Source organism: Bradyrhizobium sp. RT6a, from assembly GCF_040547675.1.
Taxonomy (GTDB): domain Bacteria; phylum Pseudomonadota; class Alphaproteobacteria; order Rhizobiales; family Xanthobacteraceae; genus Bradyrhizobium.
Map to the genome: position 1 here is coordinate 15,528 of NZ_JBEPQC010000005.1, position 21,532 is coordinate 37,059.

Here is a 21,532-nt window from a genome sequence, read left to right on the forward strand (position 1 = left end):
TAAGCTTACAGGGCCCATGGTGGGCGAGGCGTCAGGCCTGCTACTCACCTGGCGAAGCCGATCGCACCCCGTTGCGAAGATTGGCTATCGTTGCAACCGTCAGATGCTGCTAGAGATTTTGCGCGGTGATGGTGAGAAACTGGACGGGGGCACTGCTCACGTCGACATCGATTAGTCCGAGACGGTGAAGCACTGTATCCAGCGAGCGGCGCGCCTGGGTTTCCGGCGCCCCGTCGATGCAAATGTCCATCAAGCCGGACCGGAGACATCTTGCAGTGCTTTCAGTAAGCGCGTGTCCGATCCAGAATACCTTGGCAGGATGAGCCTTCAAAGCCGAACCGATTCCCTCTCTTCCGGCGCCGACACTGTACAGTCCGATAACGGAATCATCGTCACGCAGCGCTTCCGTCAGCCTCTCTGCTGAAGATAGATTGTCGTCATGTCCGAAAATGACCCGGTAGAAACTATGATCGGCATTCATGCGCTGCGTCAGATAGTCGGAGAAGCCACGGATGCGCTCCCTATGCGCCCGGTAGGCTCCGCTGTGGCAGATGGCGAGCAAAGTCCCGCGACTTCCTCGCAGCATACGCGACATGTAGTAGGCGGCGGTCCTTCCGGCCGCGTAGTTGTCGATGCCGATATAGGGCACATCCTCGCCGGCGCTTCCCGTAAGCATCTGTACGACTTCTACGCCCGATATGCGGACTTGGCGGATGCTCTCTGTAATCTCAGGATGGTCTGGAGCCAGAACGATAAGGCCGGCTCGGCGAAGAGGGGGCTTTGCAATATGTTGAGCGACGCCGGTAATGTCGTCCTCGCGAACGAACGTCCGGTGCACTAAAATAGTCGGGTCCAAGGAGGCCGAGATCCGTTGGAAGGTAGCGTTGAGGTCGGCATAAAAAACCTCGGCCTCAGGCTGAACCAAAAGCACCTCAATCCGAATGATGCCGCGGTGAGGCGTCAATCGCCGGTCCCCATATTTCAGCTTCTTTGCGGCCTTGATGACTCTTTCTGCAAGTTCCGTCCTCACGCCGCCGCGGTCGTTGAGAACCCGCTCGACGGTTGCTGTGCCGACATTCGCCTCTCGCGCAATATCTCTGATGGTCGGACCACTCAATGCCTGTCTCCGATCAACACGGAACGGGAATTTTCGGCTTCCGCGCACTCACTCCCTCGACTTTGTCTTGTGCACGTAAGGACCGTTCCCGGCGAAAGTGTAAGCGGTCTTCACCATCGTATAGAATTCCTGCGCGTAGCGGCCCTGCTCGCGCGAACCATAACTGGAGCCTTTGCGGCCGCCGAATGGCACGTGGTAGTCCACGCCGGCCGTCGGCAGGTTCACCATCACCATGCCGGCTTCTGCATTGCGCTTGAAGTGGCTGGCGTATTTCAGGCTCGTGGTGCAGATCCCCGACGACAGGCCGAACGGCGTGTCGTTGGCGAGTTCAAGCGCCTCGTCGTAGTCCTTCGCGCGGATCACGGTGGCGACTGGCCCGAAAATCTCCTCGCGCGCCACACGCATCTCATTGCTCACTTCCGTGAGCAACGCGGGGGCGAGATAGAATCCGGGCGTCTCGCGTTTCAGCAGCTCGCCCCCGGCAATAAGCACGGCGCCCTCCGCCTGGCCTATGCTGATATATTTCAGGTCCTGGTCGAGTTGCCTCTGGTCGACCGCCGGGCCGACATGCGTGCCAGCTTTCAAGGCATCGTCAACGACAAGCCCCCGCATCCGCTCCTGCATGGCGGCCACGAATTGATCGTGGATGCCATCTGTCACGATCAGGCGCGACGCCGCCGTGCAACGCTGTCCGGTGGAGAAGAAGGCGCTATTCACGGCGCATTCCACTGCCAGCTTCAGATCGGCATCATCAAGCACCACCATGGGGTTCTTGCCGCCCATCTCGAGCTGAAGTTTCTTCATGGGTTCAGAAGTGATGCAGGTCTGGGCGATCTTGCGCCCCGTCGGCAATGAGCCGGTAAAGGAGACGGCGGAAACCTTCGAGCTGTTCAGCATCGCCTCGCCGACCACCGAGCCCCGGCCCATGACCAGGTTGAATACACCTGCCGGCACTCCGGCGCGGACGATGATCTCGGAGAGCGCATGAGCCGAACCCGGTACGAGCTCGGCAGGCTTGAATACAACGGTGTTGCCGTAAGCAAGCGCTGGCGCGATCTTCCAGGCTGGAATTGCAATGGGAAAGTTCCAAGGCGTGATGAGTCCGATGACGCCGACCGGCTTCCGGGTGATCTCCACATCGACGGACGGCCGTACCGATGGCAGGTTCTCGCCCGTCATTCGGAGGCACTCGCCAGCGAAGAACTGGAAAATCTGTCCGGCGCGCGCGACCTCGCCGATGCCTTCTGGCAAGGTCTTGCCCTCCTCGCGGGAGAGCAGGCCGCCGAGCTCGTCCTTGCGAGCTTGGATCTCGTCGCCAATCGCCTTTAGAATGTCATGCCGCGTCTGGATGGTGGAGCGGGACCAAGCCGGAAAGGCGTCATAAGCAGCGGCAATCGCGCGCTCAGTCTCGGCAACCGAGGCACGGGAATATTCGCCCACAACATCGTTGGTATTGGACGGGTTGATATTTGGGGAGGCTTCCGCGGCCGGTAGCCATTCGCCAGCAATATAGTTGTTTGTCATGGATGAGCTCTGAACTCGATTGAATTGTGTAGGTGCATAAGCTTTCGGCCCCGCACGTCAGCTCTCCGAGTAAGTCGCTTCAGGCAGAACCATTCAGCGTCCCCAGCGGAGGGCCAACGGGTTGACACTGCGCGCAAGCTCAATCAGCCCGGCTTTCGTTCTGGGATGAATTTGCTCCAGCGGATGCCGCACAGCGTCACATCTGATAACGTGGCCTTCCCTCATCACGCTCTTGGCAGCGCGTAGACCGCATTGACGGTTCTCGTAGTTGATCAACGGCAGCACTTTTGCATACGCGGCGGCCGCTTCCATGCTCCGACCCGCCACATGATAATCGAAAACAGGGCGCAACAAATCGGGACATAAAGCGCTCGACATCGTCCCGGTCGCACCAGCTTCCAGATCTGCCATCATGGTAATGGCCTCTTCTCCGTCAAACGGACCCGCTATTGCAGCGTCCCCTGCCTCGATCAGGCTGCGCAGCTTCGCTGCAGCAAACGGGACTTCGATCTTGAAATAGTTAACGAGCGGCACCTCTTGTGCCAGCCGCACAAGAAAGGGTACCGAGAGCGTTACGCCGCTGAGCGGCGCATCCTGAACCATGATCGGGATTTTTGCCGCATCGGCCACACGAGCGAAATGCTCGATCATGTGGACCTCGTCGGCCTTCAGACCTGAGCCGTGGTAAGGCGGCATCAGCATGAGAAGGCTTGCGCCTCGCTCGGCCGCATAGAGCGCGCGCTGCACCGCGATACGAGTGCTGAAATGGCTGCATGTCACCATGACCGGCTTGCGGCCAGCGACATGTGATAGGCAGAGGTCAACCAGCAATCTGCGCTCCTCGTCCGACAACAGGAACTGCTCGGAATAGTTGGCCAGGATGCAAATTCCGTCGACCTTCTGATCGATCATGCAATCCAAAATGCGCCGTTGCCCCTCGACGTCGAGATCTCCAGAGTCCGTGAATGGCGTTGGCGCGACGGGAAACAGGCCATTATAGAGCGCGCGTTTTTGGACTTGCATGAGTCAGGATCTCTTTTCGGTGATGAGGATGATAGGGACGAGCAGCTCCGTTTAGGTGATGTCGACCGGAGATCGTAAATGTTCCATCGGACACGGTATGTGAGAACTGGCCTCAGTTCTGCTCACCTAGTACCTGCCAGCATCACCGTCCGGCCGATAGTTGGACTAATGCCAGCCCCCCTGCTGTTCGGCGGCGATTGGAAAATTGGCCGGGGTCGGTGCGAACATCGATAAGGGCCTGCGAAGCGCCTCTAACAACTGTCGTTCGACCTGTGAGTTCAATGGCACGTTCATACCGATTGGTACGGAGGAGATCAGACCGGGTAACAACATGCGGATGCGCTTTCTGTCATTGCCGATCTCTCGCCGGCGCAGTTGATTGTCGAACGATCAACCGCGTTTCGAGCTCCACCCTGGAGTGTATATCCAGCGAATTTTGATCTGCCAGAAAGTAGGTAGCTGCCTGTTCGCCCATCAGGCGAGCCGGGACGTCAACCGTCGTGAGGCCGGGAGTGAGATATTCGGCAATATCGAGGTTATCGAAACCGATCATCGATATGTCTTGAGGAACGCTCAATCCAGCATCCTTGCAGGCGCGCAGTGCTCCGACAGCAAGTACGTCGCTACCGCAAAATATCGCCGTTACATTTCTATTTTGATTGAGAATGATTTTAGCTGCGGCTCGGCCACGGCTGAACTCGTAGGGCGATTCCACAACGACAATGCTGGAACGATCTATTCCACGACGTTCAGCCATGTCGAGGAAGCCCTCAAGGCGACCAGATGCACGGTCGTTCTCGCGCGTTACCCCAGCGATGACTGCAAGATTCTTGTGACCGAGGTCTGCAAGGTAGCTTGCTGCCAAAGCCCCACCACTGCGATTGTCAAAACCCATGCTGGGAATCGAAACATCTTCCGAGAGGGCGTAAGTTACAGCAAATCTTACCCTGTGTTCACGCAGCAGTTTGAGGGTTTCCTTTCGATGGCAAGAGCCCACGAGAACAATGCCGTCGACGCCCTTTTCGATAAGATTACGCACGACGCGAATTTCTCGGTCCAGATCGTAACCCGTTGCAGAGTAGACCAGCGACGCGCCGGCTGGTGCTAGCCGGCTCTCCAGACCGTCAAGCATTCGAGTGAAGATCGCGCTGTCTAATGTCGGAACTATCAAGCCAATCAATCGGGAGCGCGAGGATCGCAGCGCGCGTGCCGATCCATTGGGAACGTAGCCGAGTTCATCCACGATCCGGAGAATGCGCTCTCTCAAATCGATGGCGACGGTTTCCGGTCGATTCAACACACGCGAAACCGTGGCGATAGAACATCCCGCGCGTTTCGCTATCTCGACGACGGTCAGTGATTGCCTGCCTTGGTCAACACTGGCCATTTTTTCCAACGCCATAAGCCTACTTCTTTCCCGCCCGCCAGACGCATATCATGAAATCGTTACCACGATACATCGAACTCCGGGGTCGATCAATTGGGGTAAAACGCCTTCGAATTGGGCAACCTGGCTATTTTCTTGCGCTCTGGCAATCTTTTTCCTTGCAAAGCCGATCCAGTGATGTAAACCTTTTCAGAGATTAGACCCCGTCCAAGGCAGGCGCGCTCGCAAGCGGCACCGGCGTTCGGCTGCGAGGCTAGGCTGGCGGTGGTCAGCAGTAATGAGCCGGCGTTTGGCCAGTGGAGAAAGCATGCAAGCGAAGAACAAACGAACGGGCGAGGTGCCAATTATTACGGCTAAGCAAGCCGTCTCGTTGATTTCCGATGGTGATTGCGTCTATTTCGGTGGTTCAGCCGGAGTTGCGATCCCCGAGCTAATCATCGACGCGCTCCGCGACGTTCATTCCGAGCAAGGGTCTCCTAAGAACTTGATGCTGGTTGGTACGGTGGCCATTGGCGATTGGGCCCAGACCGGGTTCAACAAATTGGCGGCCGCGGGTCTGGTGCGTCGAGTTGTGGCGAGCGGTTTGAACAATTGCCCTGCGCTTGGCCGACGCGCGCTTGCCAATGAAATTGAGGCGTACACTATCCCTCAGGGCGTCTTGGCGCAGCTCGCTCGCGAAAATGCAGCCGGGCGCCCCGGCGTGATTACGAAAGTGGGGCTCCGGACATTTGCCGATCCTCGCATCGGCGGCTGCAGGCAGAGTGAGTGCAGCAAAGAGGATATGGTTACTGTTGTCGATATCGAAGGCGAAGAGCACCTGCTCTATAAGACCTTCCCGATCCAGGTCGCGATCCTGAGAGGCAGCATTGCGGACGAGAAGGGAAATATCTCGCTCGAGGACGAAGCATATGTCGGCGAAAGCATGTCGATCGCCGCTGCCGCGCGCCGCTCGGGTGGATTAGTCATTGTCCAGGTCAAGCGGGTAGCCGCTTCCAATACGCTAAACCAACGAGAAGTAAGAATACCTGGAGTTCTCGTCGATTATCTGGTCGTCGATCCCAATCAGCGACAGACCTATGCCACGGAGTACAGCCCAGCCTATGCGGGAAAAATGCGCGTGCCGGATGGTAAAATCGCGTCGCTGCCCTTCGATGTGAGAAAGGTAATCGCGCGACGCGCTGCGCTGGAGTTGACCCCCGGAGCTACCGTCAACATCGGCTATGGTATCTCGAACGGAATTGCGGTCGTGGCCGCCGAAGAAGGAATATATCGCTCAGTTACACTGACGGCTGAGCAGGGGGTGATCGGCGGCATTCCTGCGCCCGGACAGGATGCCGGCGCAGGTACGAACTACGACATGATAGCGCCGCAACCGGATCAGTTCGATTTCTACGATGGCGGCGGGTTGGACATCGCGTTCCTATCTTCTGCGGAAGTCGATCGACACGGCAACGTCAATGTGAGCCGCTTCGGCGACAAGATCATAGGACCAGGCGGCTTCATAAACATCAGTCAGGGCGCCCGAAAAGTCGTTTTCTCCGGCACTCTCACGGCGTCCGGATTGAAGGCGGTCCCGGACGGGGGGACTCTCGTCATTGCTAATGAGGGAACGGTCAAAAAGTGGGTGAAGGACGTCTACCAAATCACCTTCAGTGGCCCTTTTGCACAGGAGCGCCAGCAAGAGGTCGTCTTCATCACCGAGCGTGCCGTATTCAAGCTTACGCCGAACGGCCTGATGCTGACCGAAGTAGCGCCTGGCGTATCAGTCGAAAAGCACGTGCTGCCGAACATTGAATTCGACGTACTCGTGTCACCCGACTTAAAGCTGATGGATTCGAGGATATTCAAGAATGAGCCAATGAACTTGGCGGTGCGGTTCCATGATGGCGCAGCCCAGGCATAAAGGGAGCGGCTGACGTGAGGTTCGTTTCAAGAGAATACGAGGACCAGGTCGAGATCCTGGCGATGAATAGGCCAGAGCGACGCAACGCTCTGGGCGAAGACATTCTGAAAGATCTGGTTGAATCGGTGGGCAGGGCGGCCAACGATAAAGACGTCAACGTGATATTGCTCGCTGGAAACGGTCCCGGTTTCTCAGCCGGTGCAGACCTTAAGGATTTTTCGGGCGGCGGCATCAACGACACCTTCGACCTGAACCGCCGACTGGCTGCATTTGTGCGCTCTCTCGCTCTTGTCAGAAAGCCTGTCGTCTGCGCTGTCGATGGCTTTGCCTTGGGCGGCGGCCTCATGCTCGCAGCCTCATGCGACGTTGTCGTAACGGCTCGAGTCACGCGCTGGCATTTGCCGGAAGTGTCTCTAGGCTGGTTGCCGGGCTTCGGACTGAACACGTTAGCTGCACGCGTTGGGCCGTTTGCGGCTCGCTCCTTGAGCTGGAGCCCGACTGCGATCGATGGCGTGGAGGCCCATCGGTTGGGACTGGCTGACATTCTGTCGCCTCCAACTGAAACTGCTCGCGAGGCGGCGCTCCGCTACGCCAAAGGACTGGCGGCAATGCCGCCTCATGCCGTGCTGACCACGAAACAATTTTTCTCTACTTCAGTAACCGCGAGGGCAGAAGTCATGGATGACTTGGCGAACCGCTACTTTGCTCAGGACATCCTTCACGAGACGGCACGTGCGAGTATGCAACGCTTTGTTCCGAAGAAGACCGTGGGCGCCTAGCGGCTACATAAAAGGCTCTTCACACGGGTTGTTTTCAAGGAATGGTATGAACCACGACACCCAGTCCCTCATCATCGTCGAGCGGCCTGACCCAGCCATACTCATGCTGCGGCTCAATCGCCCAAGGCAAAGAAATGCATTGAGTGCGGCCCTGCTGGGTCAGCTTGCCGACGCGCTTCGTGCGGCTCGTTCCGATGAGTCGGTGCGATGCGTAGTTCTCAGCGGAGATGAACGCGCCTTCTCCGCTGGTGCTGACATCAAGGAGATGCAGCAGCACGGCTTCGAGGCGCTGAGCGATCCCACACGGCAGGCTGCATGGGATATCATCGCCGGTTTCCCCAAGCCGCTCATTGTGGCCGTTCGAGGCGTGTGCCTGGGCGGAGGCCTCGAACTTGCGATGCTCGCTGACATCCTGCTGGTGGCGGAAGACAGCGTGCTCGCGCAGCCGGAAATCACGATCGGGATCATGCCGGGCGATGGCGCTACCCAGCGGTTGACGCGGATTGTTGGCAAATCCCTAGCCATGCAGATGGTGTTGACAGGTGAGCCAATCAGCGCGGAACGGGCAGTGGCTGCGGGACTCGCATCCGAAATGCTGCCGGCCTCCGAGTTGGTAGGACGCGCGCTCGCGATAGCGCGCGTCATCTCGAATCGTGCGCCGATCGCTGCCCAGTTAGCCAAGGAATCGATTCAGGCAGCCTACGAAACCCCACTGTCGGCCGGCTTGGCGATCGAGCGGCGCTCGATCCGGTACGCGTTCACCACCGATGATCAAAAGGAGGGTATGGCCGCCTTCGTCGAAAAACGGCAACCAGTATTCTCCGGACGCTGACGGGGGCAGAACTCAGATCGCCGATAACTTAGCGGTCGTCCGCATGCGGCAACACTCAAAGAGGTGCCGTCGCGCGGAAATGTAAACGTTTTCATCATAAAAGATCGGAGGAAATGAATGACCACTATTGTTGAACCCATGGCTCCAGCCGCGTCGCAAACCGTGGCGCCAGCCACGCCGCATGGAAAACAAGTTGCCACCAAGAGCATGACCATAGCTTTGGGCGGTGGCGTGGCCCTGGAGTGGTACGACTGGACCGTCTACGGAATGATGGCTTCTTTTCTGTCGCCGCTCTTCTTTCCCTCCAGTGACCCGACGACGTCGCTGCTCGCCGCACTTGCCGTGTACGGCGCGGGCTTCTTGGCGCGACCGGTAGGAGCAGCGATACTCGGTCCGATTGCCGATCGCATCAGCCACAAGCGGGTAATGATGATCTCCGTCACCGCGATGGCATTGTGTTCGCTGCTGATTTCCGTCCTCCCGGGTTATAAGGAGCTTGGCGTTGCCGCGGCGGTGATATTGCTACTCGTCCGGCTCATCCAAGGGCTCGCCACCGGCGCTGAAGCGGGTGTCGCCAACGCCATTGCGATCGAACTTGCACCGCCGGGCGAGGAGGGGCGATACCTTGGTCTGATCAGTGGTACATTTATCCAGCTCGGTGTCTTCGCATCCAGTTTGGTTGCCTTTGTCGTGAGTGCCTCGGTGGCTCCCGAGACAATGCACGAATGGGCTTGGCGCCTGCCCTTTGCGGTCGGCGGAGTACTCGGCCTGCTGATCATCTATTTGCGCAGTAAACTGCCAGAGACCTTAATCAAGCACGTCATGCATCGCGACGAACTGTCGCGAACTCAGGAGACCACAGGCCACGTGTGGAAGACGCTCTGGAGCGTACGGCTTTCGCTGCTCGCCGTCATCCTGGTCGTCGGAGCGGTGCAGATCGCGAACTACGCCTGGAACGCTGGTTTGCCCAACCTGGCGAACGGCGTGTTCAAGGAGAACAGCACCTGGGTGTACGGGATTACGACTCTTATGGGCCTGATCTGGATCGTCACAGCACCCTTCGTGGGCGCCTTCGCAGACAAGATCCGGCCCTCGCGCGCATTCACGCTACTCCGGTTGCTGCTCGTCGCATGCTTCTTCCTCACGTTGGTTTATTCAGAGAAAAGCATTTTCACGTTCTTCTTCGTGATGGTGTTCGGAGGCGCGATCGTCGGCTTCAACATGGCTCTCTACAACTTCATCGCAACCACCCTGATGCCGCGCGCGGTGCGTACGACCGGTATCGCTGTCGGGTATGCACTCGGGGTATCACTATTTGGCGGGACGTCACCCTATTTGTTGGTGTGGTTGCAGCATGCGCAGATGGCCTGGATGTTTCCCGTCTATGGTTCTGTAGTCGCGGTACTGAGCGTCGTCGTTTATCACGTCGCAAAGAAGCGCGGTCACGTCTACATCGGCGACTGACGTTAAATCCTGTCGCTAAGCAGTTCTGGCTTCGCTTCGAGCCCAAACGGTTTCATGGGAGAAAACATGTCGAGCAACGACTTCTTCGCCGCGCGCGAGCGCATGCTGACGCGCATTGCGCAAACGCGGGATGCTTCCACAGCTGGCCTGCCACATTGGGCCCGCGCCGAGAATGGAAAATGGACGTTCACGTCCGATGGTGATTGGACCGGCGGAGCCTTCGTCGGCGAACTCTGGCTCGCCCATCTCGCCGATCCGCAGCGCTTCCCGATATCCGACGCGCATGCCGGGCTGGCCCGGATGCTGCCTCGCGCCCAGCGCCGGACGGCATTCAAAGGCTTCGGCTTCTACCATGGTGCGGCGCTTGGAAGCATCCTCTTCGGGGATGAAATGGCACGCGATGCTGCGCTCACGGCAGCCAGGTCGCTGGAGCAGATGTTCGACCCCAAGCTGGGCTTAATCCCACTGGGCCAGGATGCCGAGGAGGCTAACGCTGTCGGTATGGCCGAAAGCAGTATCGACTCGCTCCAAGCCACGGGCCTGCTTTATTGGGCCTCGGACCAGATGGGCGACCCGCACCTGGAGGAGGTCGCTAACGCCCACATGCGGAGGGTCTTGGAAATTCACGTGCGAGCCGATAGCTCGGTGATCCAATCATCCACACTCGACCCGCAAACCGGCAAGGTGCTGAGAACGCACACGCATAAGGGATACAGCGATGTGAGCACCTGGGGACGAGCGCAGGGTTGGGCGACGCTATATGCCGCTCATGCGGCAATGGTCCGTCCGAAGGAGCCCTTGTGGCGCGAATATGCGGTGCGTGTGCTGGACTGGTGGATCGACCACGTGCCCACTGACCTGATTGCGTACTGGGACTTTGATGATCCAGCAATTCCGAGTACGAGCAGGGATACCGCGGCCACTGCTATTGCCGCCGCAGCTTCCTTGAGACTAGCGTCCGCACTGGGCGCGAAGGGTGGCGCCAAGTATCGAGAGTTCGCGGAACGTACAGCAACCCGGCTGGTCTCGGGCTACCTGACCCCCATCGAGCCCGGCGACCTGCGTCCGATTGGGATGCTCACCGGAGGATGCTTCACCCGAAAAGCAGTTGCGCGGGATATCGACACAGCGCAGGACGCAGAACTCATATTCGGTAGTTACTTCCTGTTTGAGTCTCTTGTGATCCTCACCGGCCTCGTGACTGCGGGTCGAATCTGATGGGATCGACGGATTAGGTCAAAAGCAAGGGCGATGTCCCAGGTGCGGTCGGAGGGATGTCGCTGTGAAGTATCCGCAGGTCTTCGCCAAGTTCGTGAAGATCATCCGGGAAACCCAGGCCTATATCTTCGCTCATCCGGCCGAGTCCGTTGCGCTCTTGGCCTCGTAGGAGCTTGGCGTGTGCGAAACCACAACTAGAGCGTTTCACATTTTGACGGAAGCATATCCGGCATTTTCGAAGTAGTTGCTGCATTCGCGAGGTTGGATGGTGGTGACGAGGTGACCGAGATATCGCCAAGTGTCTTCGAGGGTGCGCTTCTGAGCGATGCGCATCCAGTGCTTGATCTTGGCGAAGGCCTGCTCGATCGGATTAAGGTCGGGTGAGTAAGGTGGCAGGTACCAGAGCCTGGCGCCGGCCCCGCGGATGAGGCGGCGCAGAGCAACCGACTTGTGGCTGCCGAGATTATCCATGATGACGATGTCGCCGGGCCTGAGAACTGGAACGAGCTGCTGTTCGACATAGGCTCGGAAGCACTCGCCGTTGATCGGCCCGTCGAAGACGCAAGGGGCGATGAGGCTGTCACAGCGCAGAGCGCCGAGAAAGGTCAGCGTCTGCCAATGGCCGTGCGGGGCAAAACCCCGCACCCGCTCGCCCTTCGGTCCCCACCCGCGTAGCGGGGCCATGCTGGTCTTAATCCAGGTCTCGTCGATGAAGACGAGGCGCTGGGGATCCAAGCCGGCCTGCCACGACCGCCAGCGGCGACGCCGGCGCGCAACGTCAGAGCGCGCCTGCTCAAGGGCGAATAGTGTTTTTTTTGAACCGCAGTCCTTCGCGCCGCAGGAACATCCAGACCGCATTGTGCGAGACCTTAACCCCACGCGCGGCCAGTTCGTCCTTCAGCTTGTGCAGCGTCAGATGCGGCGTCTGGCTGATCCGCTCCTTGATGAACGCGCGATGGGGTTCCAGCAACGGCTTGCGGTGCCCGCCCATCTTGCCCGGTGCCACCGAACCAGTCGCCCGATGGCGCTGCGACCACTTCACCACCGAGGACACTGCCACGCCAAATCGGGTCGCCACCGCCCGGCAGCTCTCACCACCAGTCACCGCGGCAACGACACGCTCACGTAGATCATTGGAAAGAGGTCGGCTCATCAGATGCTGGCCCCCAACCCAGCCAACATCTTGAATCACAAACCGACCCTCAGGGGAATCCCTACCGATTCAGCCTAGCCATGAATTGCTCTAGCAGTGGATCAAGGGCGAGGTACAGACGCGGTCAAACTGATCAACGAGGGCTCGACAGCGGCGGAGATCGCAACCGAGCTTGGAAGGTATATTGCCTCCGTCAAACGCGTGGCCGGGGACATGGGCCTCTTACTGCGAAGCGAGAGGGGCGCTGCACAGGGACTAGTCTTGCTCGCAGCGTGCGTCGTCGGTGTTTCTTCTCCTACTGGCATTCGCCCGATAGGGGCCGACTGCGGACGCAAGAGTTAGCGCGCAGCGGCGCGGTCAAGGTTCGCGACCCGCTCTGGGATAAGAAGCAGTTTGAGGAGGTCTATGCGAAGCTTCAGAGCACGCGCGAAAGCGTGAAGATGGTGCGACCGAGTCTAACCGTCACCATAAGCCAGGAAGGGAAGAGCGAGCTGCTGTCTGCCTATACCTACGGCTCGTTGATGTCTACCAACATCGGCGGCAGCTACTACTGACTCCCTACCACACGGGCATAAGAATAATTGGAGCAGCGCATGGCGTCCCCGTTCTTCGGAGAGAACAAATCCAACTGGAGCGATATGTCCGACTACGTCGTCCACTTCGCGAAGGACTATGAGGAGAAGAGCGCCTACGACAACATGCTCAGCATTTTGGGCGGCCGCGTCATCAAAGCCAGGAATCCGTTCGGCTTGATGCGGGAAAAGGCGCCGGACCCAAAATCGCAGCGCGTCGCCTGCTTCAGCGAGATTCCGTTGTATCGCTTAAGGCGGCTGGCCGAAGCCCGGTCCGAATACGGCATCGTATTCAGGAAGGATTCCGTCATTCATAGAGGCGCCAATCCGATCATGTACGCGTACAAGGACCACGACATGACGGCCGCGCTGAAGCAAATAGCGAAGAGCGCGAAAAAGGACGCGGATCATCCGATTTGGAGAATTACCCCGTTCGTCGATGCCCCGGGTAAGTACGGCAACAAGACCTATTTCTTCGAGTGGGAACGGGAGTGGCGCAAGACCGGCCACTTCAAGTTCTCCGAGGACGACGTGGCGTTCCTCATCATTCCCGAGAAACTGCACAAGGCGGCACGCGGATTCTTCGACGATGCGAAGGTCGAGAACTTAGGCCCCAGTTACGAATGCCCCTTCATAGACCCGTTCTGGAATCGTAAAAAAATTAAACCCCTCCTGCCCAAATACGCCGAGGAGAACGACGCTTAGCCTGCGGTCGGCGAGATCGGCTGGCTCAGGCCGCGGAGCACCTGCGCCGCCCATTTCAGCAGGCCCTTCAGCACCGACATGCAATTGCTCCGCCTCAAGGACGCCGAAGAGCATGGCGTCGATGCCGTCGGGCAGTTCACCATACACCCTGCGATAGTCAATCGCGCTCTTCGTCATGAAGACATAGGCATCGGAAGCGTCGCACGACGAAGTGAGCAACGAGGTTTCGCATGCGCCGATAGTTCTCTATCTCCTCCAAGGCGAACTTATTCGAGCCGGTCCAGATGGCGGGTGACTGTATCGCTTCGGAGACCTGAGCCATCGTCGGCTTCTGCGTCTTCCCGGCCCAAGGCTCATGGACATGCCTTGCTTATCCATCGTCTCCGCCGTGTAGCGCAGGATGAAATCAAAGGTGCTGTAGATATGGGTGATTTCCCCGAAGAGCGCGTAGTCTTAGTCCCTCGGCTTGGCCCAGCCCAGCATTTGCTCGGGGCCCGCTTCCTCGACGATCTTGCGGAGAGCCAGCGTGCGTGGTGTTTCGGTTGAAGCAGGTAGGACCATCGGACCCCGCGGGAAAGCGGAATGGTACACTGAGGGGCGCGGCTGGTATCGGTCAATTCCAGTCTAGGGGATGTGGAGGCAAGCGCCTTGGCGCCGAGCGATTAGAAAGCTCAAGCTTCGGAAAGGGCTAGGGCAGAAACGTGAGCGCAAAAGAACGGTCGCGCCGTGCAGCCGGATCAACTCTCCCCGTACTTCTCCCGACTGCAAAGCGGTGGATGCGCCCCCGCTCCGTCTGACAATCTTGAGGGTTGCGCGCAAGACGCGACCGGAGCTTCCAGCCTAAGCCGCTTCGTCCGCCCGCGCGCCTCCACACGCGGCACATTCCGTTCGCAACCAAGATCGACAATCCTAACGCCGGTGTTCTCCTCACCGTAAGTCGACTTCCACAACTCGCTAAGCCTGCCGCCGAGATTTGCGATACGATTTTCCGATGTGACGAATACCCGGCTGAAAGAATGCTCCGGTGGCTGCAGCAGGCAGTCGAGGGCAAGCTCGCTAAGCATCGCGGTCACGTAACTGAGTTCGATCGGACCATACGGCTGATAGTGAGCGCCACACGCCGGCTCCTCCTGATTGGCGTCTGCGCCCTCCGGCCAATCCACCACCTTGAACGACGGCGCTCCCGTCCGGCCGATCTGGCATTGTAGGCACCCGCCAGCCTCAGTGATCGCCACCCCGTGTCCGGCGCAGGCATGCGCCGCCGTTGATCCACTCGTGCGGACAGAAGACTAGGGGCGCCGCATCAATTTCGAGGCCGTCATGCCTAATCGCGTCGCGCGTGCCCATTCGGCCAGCCGATTCCCTCTCGCCGTTTTTGGGATGGATGCTCACGGGTGGGATAATAGTCTTGGGAAATTTCCCATCTGTTGTGTGCGAACGGGTTCGGACCGTTGCGCCTCGCCTGAGGAGGAGCCCTGCTGGCGGGCCTAGTGCCTTGGCATCAAGACGTCGCGCACCGCGGTCATGGTGGCGGGCGAGGCAAAAAGATCAAAATGGCCTGCGAAAGGGTAACCCCAATGATGCCGCCCACCACCCTTTGAGAGACGTCAAAAAACTCCGGCTCGTGGTCAGGTGTCAACGCTTGCAGGAGCTCAAGCAGGATAGGCACGCTTGTTGCCAGAGCACTAGAGAGCGTGAACCGACCGGATAGCAAAAAGGAAAGCAGAAATCCTAGCAGGTCATATGCGCTGAAACGCTCGATGACGACGACCCAATACGTTTCAGCGTGGCCCAGTAACGCTGGTCGAGCCGCTAGTCTAGCCAACGTGGCGTAGACAATCAGAGCGAGGCAAATTCCCATCGCAGCGATTAGGCGATTTGGGTTCATGCCCCGACAGGTTAGACCATTGGTCGGCAGCAGCGCAGTAAAGCTGGGAGCATCGTTAAAAGGGACTGTGCCTGGCGCCCGAGCCGGCAGCTTGCCGGTTCACGCTGGCGGCCCGAACGTCGAAGGCCGCAGCGAGTTGATCGCTGCGGCCCGCGCCGTGTCAAAAAAGCCGGGTTAAAAGATCTAAGTGAAATATGCAGCCAGCCCCGGTGAGCAGCAACCTACAGCAGCTCCGCCGCAGCGCAATGTCATCCAGGTCACACTTGGAAACGTATTTAACGCGCAGAGGGAGGGCACCGCCGGGGCTGGCTAGCTAGCGGGCCTTCCACCCAAGCGCAGGGCAGCCTCGCGCTGCCCTGACTTTCGAACGCGCTGAGTTCTCATCTAGCGCATGATTCGGCCCAAAACGAAAGTCCGCCGGCATCGCCGCCCGGCGAGACTTTTTGCGGCACAGCGTTCACTGAGCCGATGATTGAGACTCGTCGGCGGCGAGCCAGCCGAGAAGTTGCGCGATCAGTTCGGGTGAAACCCTCGATGAACGAGAAGCCCGCCGGTTCACGCTGGTGGGCCCCTTTTTCTGACGCCTTCCAAGGTTCCGTTGGCCTTGAGCAATCTCAAAGCGGCTTCGTCGAATCCTCTTACGTTAGCTCTCGTAACCGAACGGCCGGCCGCGCCGGAAGCTGAGGTTATGGCCCCTGGGCTCCTAGGCACTCCGGGGGTCGCCTTGCACTATCGAACCTCTTCGCTAGAATTGCATCACGGCTTAAATATACTCTTAGGTTTAGAGGTCCTTGGTTTGGTGCTATGTTCGACGACGCGATTAGATTTCGCCGTGAGTATGAGGAATGCCGCAGGCAGGCGGAAAAGACGACCGCTCCCTCGTCTAAAGCTCAGTGGCTCTTGTTTGCCGCCGAATGGCTAAAGCAGGCAGAAACCGCCGAGGCTCTGGCGAAACGCGAGACAGCTGAGATTGTCTCCGCGAAGTGAGGCCGCCTGCCCTGGAACAAGTGTACACATTGGGACTTAGCGAATCGCTCAGCGGCGAGGCCGTGTCAATGGACCGCGATTTTAAGAACCAAGTATTTTCCAGCTACGACCCCAACCCCATGCGATCCTGCAACGAGTGCGGCAAGAAGCCTGCGCTGGTTCGGTCAATGCTCGACTCGCTCACCGGACGAACTGTGCACATGTTCAAATGCGAGTGCGGTAGCCAGATCTGGACCGAGGATAAAGGGTAAGGCGCTGGCCTGTTTTTCGACCTCAGTGTCCTAGTTTGAAAAATGCAAGCGCCTAATTTCGATAGTGACGTGAATTTTGATCGGATCTAAAATCGTTCTCGCCTCGGAACGAGGCGGTGTTTTGGATCTGGATCATGCGGGGATTTCGCGCTTACGTAATCGGAGAGGACGGGCACACAGCTCTTAGAATTGACATTGAGGCGGCGGACGAAACGGCTGCAAGGGAGCGAGCCAAACAGCTAGTAGACGGGCACGTCGTCGAGCTCTGGGAGGGCACGACTAGGCTTGCCCGATTCGAGCCGATCCGTAGGCACTAAGGCCGCCTCAGTTGGCGGTTTGCCCAGCATATATCCGGTATCGTCCCGGCGTGGTCATTCGCAGCCTGCCCTCAAGATGGACCATGTAGCCCAGTGCTATCAGCCGGGCACTATGTTCGGCGGGGATCGTGGGCACAGGAGCTTGTACACGCGTACTGCCAACCGTAAGCAACGACGCGAACTCTTCATCGGTAAGTACTTCGGTTTCTGAGGCCATGACGCAAGCATGGACCGTTTTGGCAATCCTTCATGATCAATTTTGATCATGCCTTTACTTGCCCTTCGCCTGCAGTCACTATAAGCGCAATCGCTGATGACGCGGAGCGAGCCTCGAAAGCCACGCGCTCTTAAGCGGCGCCAAAGTTCGGCTCCATTGCGGTAGCCGGACGCCGATTGATCGTCGAGCCATGGCAAGTGCGGATCCAGCGAACTTTGCCTGGTTCGGAAGACGTCGTGACGTTCGCCGCGGACCACCTGTCGCACCAGCTTCCTGCTATGGCCAGTCTCACGTACGATCTCCTTGATAGGTATGCCACGAGTATGTCGGCAACCTCGCTTCAATGCCTGGCGTCTTCCCTGACTACAAAGCTCCGATCGTCCGGAACGGCACCGGCCGCGAGCTCACCACTGGCGCAGGCGTGAGACCAAGGATTAGGATCGACACTTGAGTGCGCGCAAAAGCTGCGCAGTCAGCCAATCAGGCGCATAAATTCAAACTCTAGCCGGACTAAATTTGAGAAACTTTGACTTAAAGGTAGGGTACGTTGACCGCGCCAGGACCTGTCCGACGGCGAGTAGGGCGAAGACGATCTATCGAGTGGAGACCGAGGAATGTTGTACGCAACGCACAAAGGCGTGTGCTTGCCGCGGGGACCGGCAATGCAGCCAACGAGTTCGTTATAGTCTCGGTATCCGCGTCGAAAAACTGTTGAGCCACCGTCGACAAAGCCGGATTGCTACTGTAGGTTAAGTCATAAATTTCGGCGCTCTTCTCGCGAGCGCGTCCATAATTATTTTGTTGCAGGTCCCCTGTATGTCCACGGGCTCGATCCTGTTCAGTACTAGCAGCACGAATGTCCGGAATCCGCGTCTGCTTGACTAACTCGGTGAGTATCTCCGCAAACCTCTGAGGGAAATGTTGCGATGACTGTGCGCGAACAGCTCTTTGCTCTGTTACGCAACCTCCGGTGGATGATTGTCCTGTCGATAGCCGTCGCAATATTGCTATATCTGCCAGATCAGATCCAGGAGCTCTATCGGATAGCCGCTGACGACATTGGTTGGGTGACCGTCAGGGAGTTCGCGGCCCTGGGCGTGATTGCCGTAACGATCTGGGCAGGCGCGTTTCAGCTCACAACTGCGTCCCTCCCAGAAATCGCGCACGCTACGGGCCGTTTGGCCTTTTACATAAGACTTGCGCCCGTTTTGCTTGGGGCGCTGCCGATAATCGCCGCGACGGCAGGTCAATTCGCGTCGCGCCCAGCGAGAAAGGTCGGTGAGGTCGAGGAAGTCGGAAGTATCTTCCGCATTCAGGACCAGGCGCTCGCGTTCGAGCGTAACATACTGCTCATCCTCGCAATCGCCATGCTGATCATGCTCGTCTGCTTCGTTATATTTACGTGGCGGATGGGATCAAGAGATCGATCGATTGATCTCGCGAGCCGCGCCAACAATACCTACTTCATCCGCTACAGGTTTCTCGCGCTCACGATCGGCGGCATCGTCCTGTTGACAACAGCATTCATTCTGCTGCCGGATAGGCTCGCACAATTTTTCGGATCGTTCGGCGTGATCGCTCTCTTTGCGGTTTGCGTCGTTGGTCTCACCGTCCACTTTGCCCTACTGACGATCAAGTTTACCTTTCCATTTATACCGGTTGTCTTTGGCGGCTTGTTTCTGCTTGCCTCCTTGTTGGGAGGCGACGACCACGAACTGCGCACCGTCGCTGAAGCAAACAGCCTGCCAAAAGACACGCGCATGTCTGCGGTCGCGGCGTTCCGCGAGTGGCTCTTACAGAAGCCGCGGCTGGAGGAAGCCAGGAGGCTCGGCGAATATCCCGTCTTCATTGTCGCGGCTCAAGGAGGAGGTATCTATGCTGCGAATAATGCGGCGCGGTTTCTTGCGAGAATGCAGGATCTCTGTCCGGCATTTCGACAGCATCTGTTTGCGATAAGCGCTGTCTCCGGAGGCAGCGTCGGTTCCGCCATCTTCGCCGCTGCGCTCCACGCCGAGAATGCGTCCCTCGATTCGAATGCCGCCGACGGAAAGACATGCCCGAAAATCGCGGACTTTCTGGCCGGTGTCGGACGAGTCCAAGATATTGATGCCCCTGGGCCGGTGGAGCAGCGCGTTGCAAGCGTCTTAGCGACCGATTTTCTGTCGCCTTTGGTTGCCGGCTTCCTGTTTACCGATTTCACTCAGATGTTTTCTCCGGTCGCGATCCCCGCCTTCGATCGTGCGCGTTTTCTGGAATATACTTTGGAGAACGCCGGCGACAGAATGCTCGACAGCCACAAGGGCACCGGCGATCAATCCAATCTGCTAAGGGCCGACTTTCAGTCCCATTGGACAGCCGGCAACAACATGCCGGCGCTGTTGTTCAACACGACAGATGCCGGCAGCGGCAAACGGGCTGTCATCTCTCCTTTCGATTTCGATCCTCTACACCCGATTGACACGGACCTGTGTATTCTCGCGGGACTCGAACGCGTGGCAACGGGGGCCGACCAAACGGTCAAGAGCCACTCACTCCGGATTCCGCTCAGCACAGCCGCGTTCACGAGCGCGCGATTTCCATGGGTGACACCGGCAGCGACCGTCTCATTGAAAAATGACTGCATAACCACTAACCCGCAGGCGCGCCTGGTGGATGGCGGATATGTGGAGAATTCGGGAATCGAGACCGCGCTCGACCTGATTGAGAAGCTTAACAGCATCAAGGGCACTTCTGACGCACCAAAATTCCGGATCTACCTGCTGTCCCTGGTGAGCGGGCAATTCGGTGATCATGGTTCATTCATGTTCGGTGAGCTTATGGAGCCGGTACGCGCACTCTTGAGCACGCGAAGCTCCCGAACCTATGTCGCGCTCAATCATGCAACCAGCATCGATCGTCGGCCGGACGCGGAAGTCATCCCCAGTGTGCAGCGTTTTCCAACCTTCGGCCGAACCGACATAACAGGTTTGTTCTATAGCCTTCCGCTCGGATGGACGTTGTCCCAGAAGACCGAAGATATCATCTCACTGAGCAGTGGCCGGTTTTGGGACTGCGTGCCGAAGGACGACTTCGATCAGTCCCGCCAGAGGCAAAGCAACGCTGACTGCCTGCAAGTGAAGTTGTTTCATCTTCTGAACGGGTCGGTCGCCTCCGCATTTGAAACGCTCAAAGACGCCAAACTCGCACAGGCTGCCTACGCCGACGAGCTAGCCGAGGAATATCGACCAACTCCAAAGATCAAGCCGCAGCCATTGCTTGCCTGTTATGAAAGCAATTGGTTGCAAGAGCGCGGTTATGAGAAATATCAGGATAAAGTCGCCGCCTACGCGCACCAGCTGACTGAATCGAGCAAGGACCATTCGCCGGCCCCTTCACCTGTTCCGCCATATCGCAAGAGCTATATGGCATATTTTCAGGCCGAGCAGGTCAAAGCCTTGTTGCAGGAATGGGATCGCGTCGAGGAGACGGATCCCCGCATCCTGGCCTATATTCTAGGATCAGTCTCCTACGACAGCTCCGACTTTACGCGCAGCAGCGAGAACTTCTCTTACAGCGCGGTTTCTCAACTCCCGCAGAAATGGCACGATCGCATCGACAAGAACAACGCAAAGCTTGTGGCTGCAAACAGGCCGCCCGTCGACGTGAACTCATTGCTTAACCATCCCAAGGAGTTGGCTAACTTCGTTCTTGGCTACGACGGCAACCCGTTCGGAAACCAGCCCGGAACGGATGACGGATGGCTGTTTCGTCCGCGAGGAATGTATCAATTGGTCGGGCGCGAACAATATCTGGAAGCGCAGAGGCAAACGCAACAGCTTGACGAGCTGGAAGGACTTGATCTGCTAACGCTTCCCGACGCGCTAAGGGATGCAAAGATTGCAGCCAAAGTGACGTTCGCTCACTTTCGAATCAGTCCTTACGAAAACCATCAGACACTGTTCGAGTTGCTGAAAGATCGTGCGAAGGATTGGACGGCCGTGCGTGCATTGCAGACGGACATGGAACATGCCCCGGCTGACGGCGCCCGCGTCAATGCAAGGAGTGAGATGTTCCTCGGCTGTATCGAGGAGGCGTTGCATCCGACGAAAATCAAGACCCTGCAAAGCCAGTTCTACGGTGAGGAATGAGAAGCCTGACCCGCCGGTCCGTTTTGCTTGTTGAGTGAGCGTTGCGTCGAGATTTCGACGACTGATGT

12 protein-coding genes and 2 pseudogenes are annotated in these 21,532 nt (G+C 58.1%); 8 read left to right on the forward strand and 6 right to left on the reverse strand.

Features of this window, described 5'->3' with window-relative positions; all coding sequences use genetic code 11:
- Window positions 1–109 precede the first annotated feature (109 nt).
- The 4 genes from ABIC03_RS25535 to ABIC03_RS25550 form a co-directional block, all read right to left on the reverse strand.
- Complete coding sequence (locus tag ABIC03_RS25535) at window positions 110–1,117, reverse strand: LacI family DNA-binding transcriptional regulator (protein ID WP_354062072.1); 1,008 nt, start codon at window positions 1,115–1,117, stop codon at window positions 110–112.
- A 48-nt stretch (window positions 1,118–1,165) separates the two neighbouring features.
- Window positions 1,166–2,641: an aldehyde dehydrogenase family protein gene (locus ABIC03_RS25540; protein WP_354062074.1), complete on the reverse strand. Its 1,476-nt coding sequence runs from the start codon at window positions 2,639–2,641 to the stop codon at window positions 1,166–1,168.
- A 93-nt stretch (window positions 2,642–2,734) separates the two neighbouring features.
- Complete coding sequence (locus ABIC03_RS25545) at window positions 2,735–3,664, reverse strand: dihydrodipicolinate synthase family protein (RefSeq protein ID WP_354062076.1); 930 nt, start codon at window positions 3,662–3,664, stop codon at window positions 2,735–2,737.
- 349 nt (window positions 3,665–4,013) lie between these two features.
- Window positions 4,014–5,066, reverse strand: a complete 1,053-nt coding sequence (locus ABIC03_RS25550) for a LacI family DNA-binding transcriptional regulator (protein ID WP_354062078.1) — start codon at window positions 5,064–5,066, stop codon at window positions 4,014–4,016.
- A gap of 292 nt (window positions 5,067–5,358) precedes the next feature.
- On the opposite strand from ABIC03_RS25550, the gene ABIC03_RS25555 reads away from it, so the two are divergent.
- The 5 genes from ABIC03_RS25555 (at window position 5,359) to ABIC03_RS25575 (ending at window position 11,247) form a co-directional block, all read left to right on the forward strand.
- The gene (locus ABIC03_RS25555; protein ID WP_354062080.1) at window positions 5,359–6,954 is read left to right on the forward strand and encodes an acyl CoA:acetate/3-ketoacid CoA transferase; all 1,596 of its coding nucleotides are present in this window, start codon (window positions 5,359–5,361) and stop codon (window positions 6,952–6,954) included.
- A gap of 14 nt (window positions 6,955–6,968) precedes the next feature.
- The gene (locus ABIC03_RS25560) at window positions 6,969–7,733 is read left to right on the forward strand and encodes an enoyl-CoA hydratase/isomerase family protein (RefSeq protein WP_354062081.1); all 765 of its coding nucleotides are present in this window, start codon (window positions 6,969–6,971) and stop codon (window positions 7,731–7,733) included.
- A gap of 46 nt (window positions 7,734–7,779) precedes the next feature.
- The gene (locus ABIC03_RS25565; RefSeq protein ID WP_354062082.1) at window positions 7,780–8,565 is read left to right on the forward strand and encodes an enoyl-CoA hydratase-related protein; all 786 of its coding nucleotides are present in this window, start codon (window positions 7,780–7,782) and stop codon (window positions 8,563–8,565) included.
- A gap of 117 nt (window positions 8,566–8,682) precedes the next feature.
- Complete coding sequence (locus ABIC03_RS25570) at window positions 8,683–10,029, forward strand: MFS transporter (RefSeq protein WP_354062083.1); 1,347 nt, start codon at window positions 8,683–8,685, stop codon at window positions 10,027–10,029.
- A gap of 66 nt (window positions 10,030–10,095) precedes the next feature.
- Window positions 10,096–11,247, forward strand: a complete 1,152-nt coding sequence (locus ABIC03_RS25575; RefSeq protein WP_354062084.1) for a glycoside hydrolase family protein — start codon at window positions 10,096–10,098, stop codon at window positions 11,245–11,247.
- A gap of 204 nt (window positions 11,248–11,451) precedes the next feature.
- Here the strand turns inward: ABIC03_RS25575 and ABIC03_RS25580 are convergent.
- Window positions 11,452–12,400, reverse strand: a protein-coding gene (locus ABIC03_RS25580) for an IS630 family transposase (protein ID WP_354062086.1) whose coding sequence is annotated in 2 segments (ribosomal slippage) — window positions 11,452–12,063 and window positions 12,065–12,400 — 948 coding nt in all. Because the reading frame shifts where the segments join, the coding sequence is not laid out codon by codon here.
- Between the two features lie 593 nt (window positions 12,401–12,993).
- On the opposite strand from ABIC03_RS25580, the gene ABIC03_RS25585 reads away from it, so the two are divergent.
- Window positions 12,994–13,677 carry an abortive infection system antitoxin AbiGi family protein gene (locus ABIC03_RS25585; protein WP_354062088.1) on the forward strand — a complete coding sequence of 228 codons (684 nt, stop codon included), beginning with the start codon at window positions 12,994–12,996 and terminating at the stop codon, window positions 13,675–13,677.
- 3,743 nt (window positions 13,678–17,420) lie between these two features.
- Here the strand turns inward: ABIC03_RS25585 and ABIC03_RS25590 are convergent.
- Window positions 17,421–17,693 (reverse strand): annotated as a pseudogene (locus ABIC03_RS25590) (ISL3-like element ISMex26 family transposase); the annotation flags it as partial.
- On the opposite strand from ABIC03_RS25590, the pseudogene ABIC03_RS25595 reads away from it, so the two are divergent.
- A pseudogene (locus ABIC03_RS25595) lies at window positions 17,648–17,749 on the forward strand (SOS response-associated peptidase); the annotation flags it as partial. The pseudogenes ABIC03_RS25590 and ABIC03_RS25595 sit on opposite strands and share 46 nt — an antisense overlap.
- A 514-nt stretch (window positions 17,750–18,263) precedes the next feature.
- Window positions 18,264–21,464 (forward strand): hypothetical protein, encoded by a 3,201-nt coding sequence (locus tag ABIC03_RS25600; RefSeq protein WP_354062090.1) that lies wholly within the window; start codon window positions 18,264–18,266, stop codon window positions 21,462–21,464.
- The last annotated feature ends 68 nt before the right edge of the window (window positions 21,465–21,532 follow it).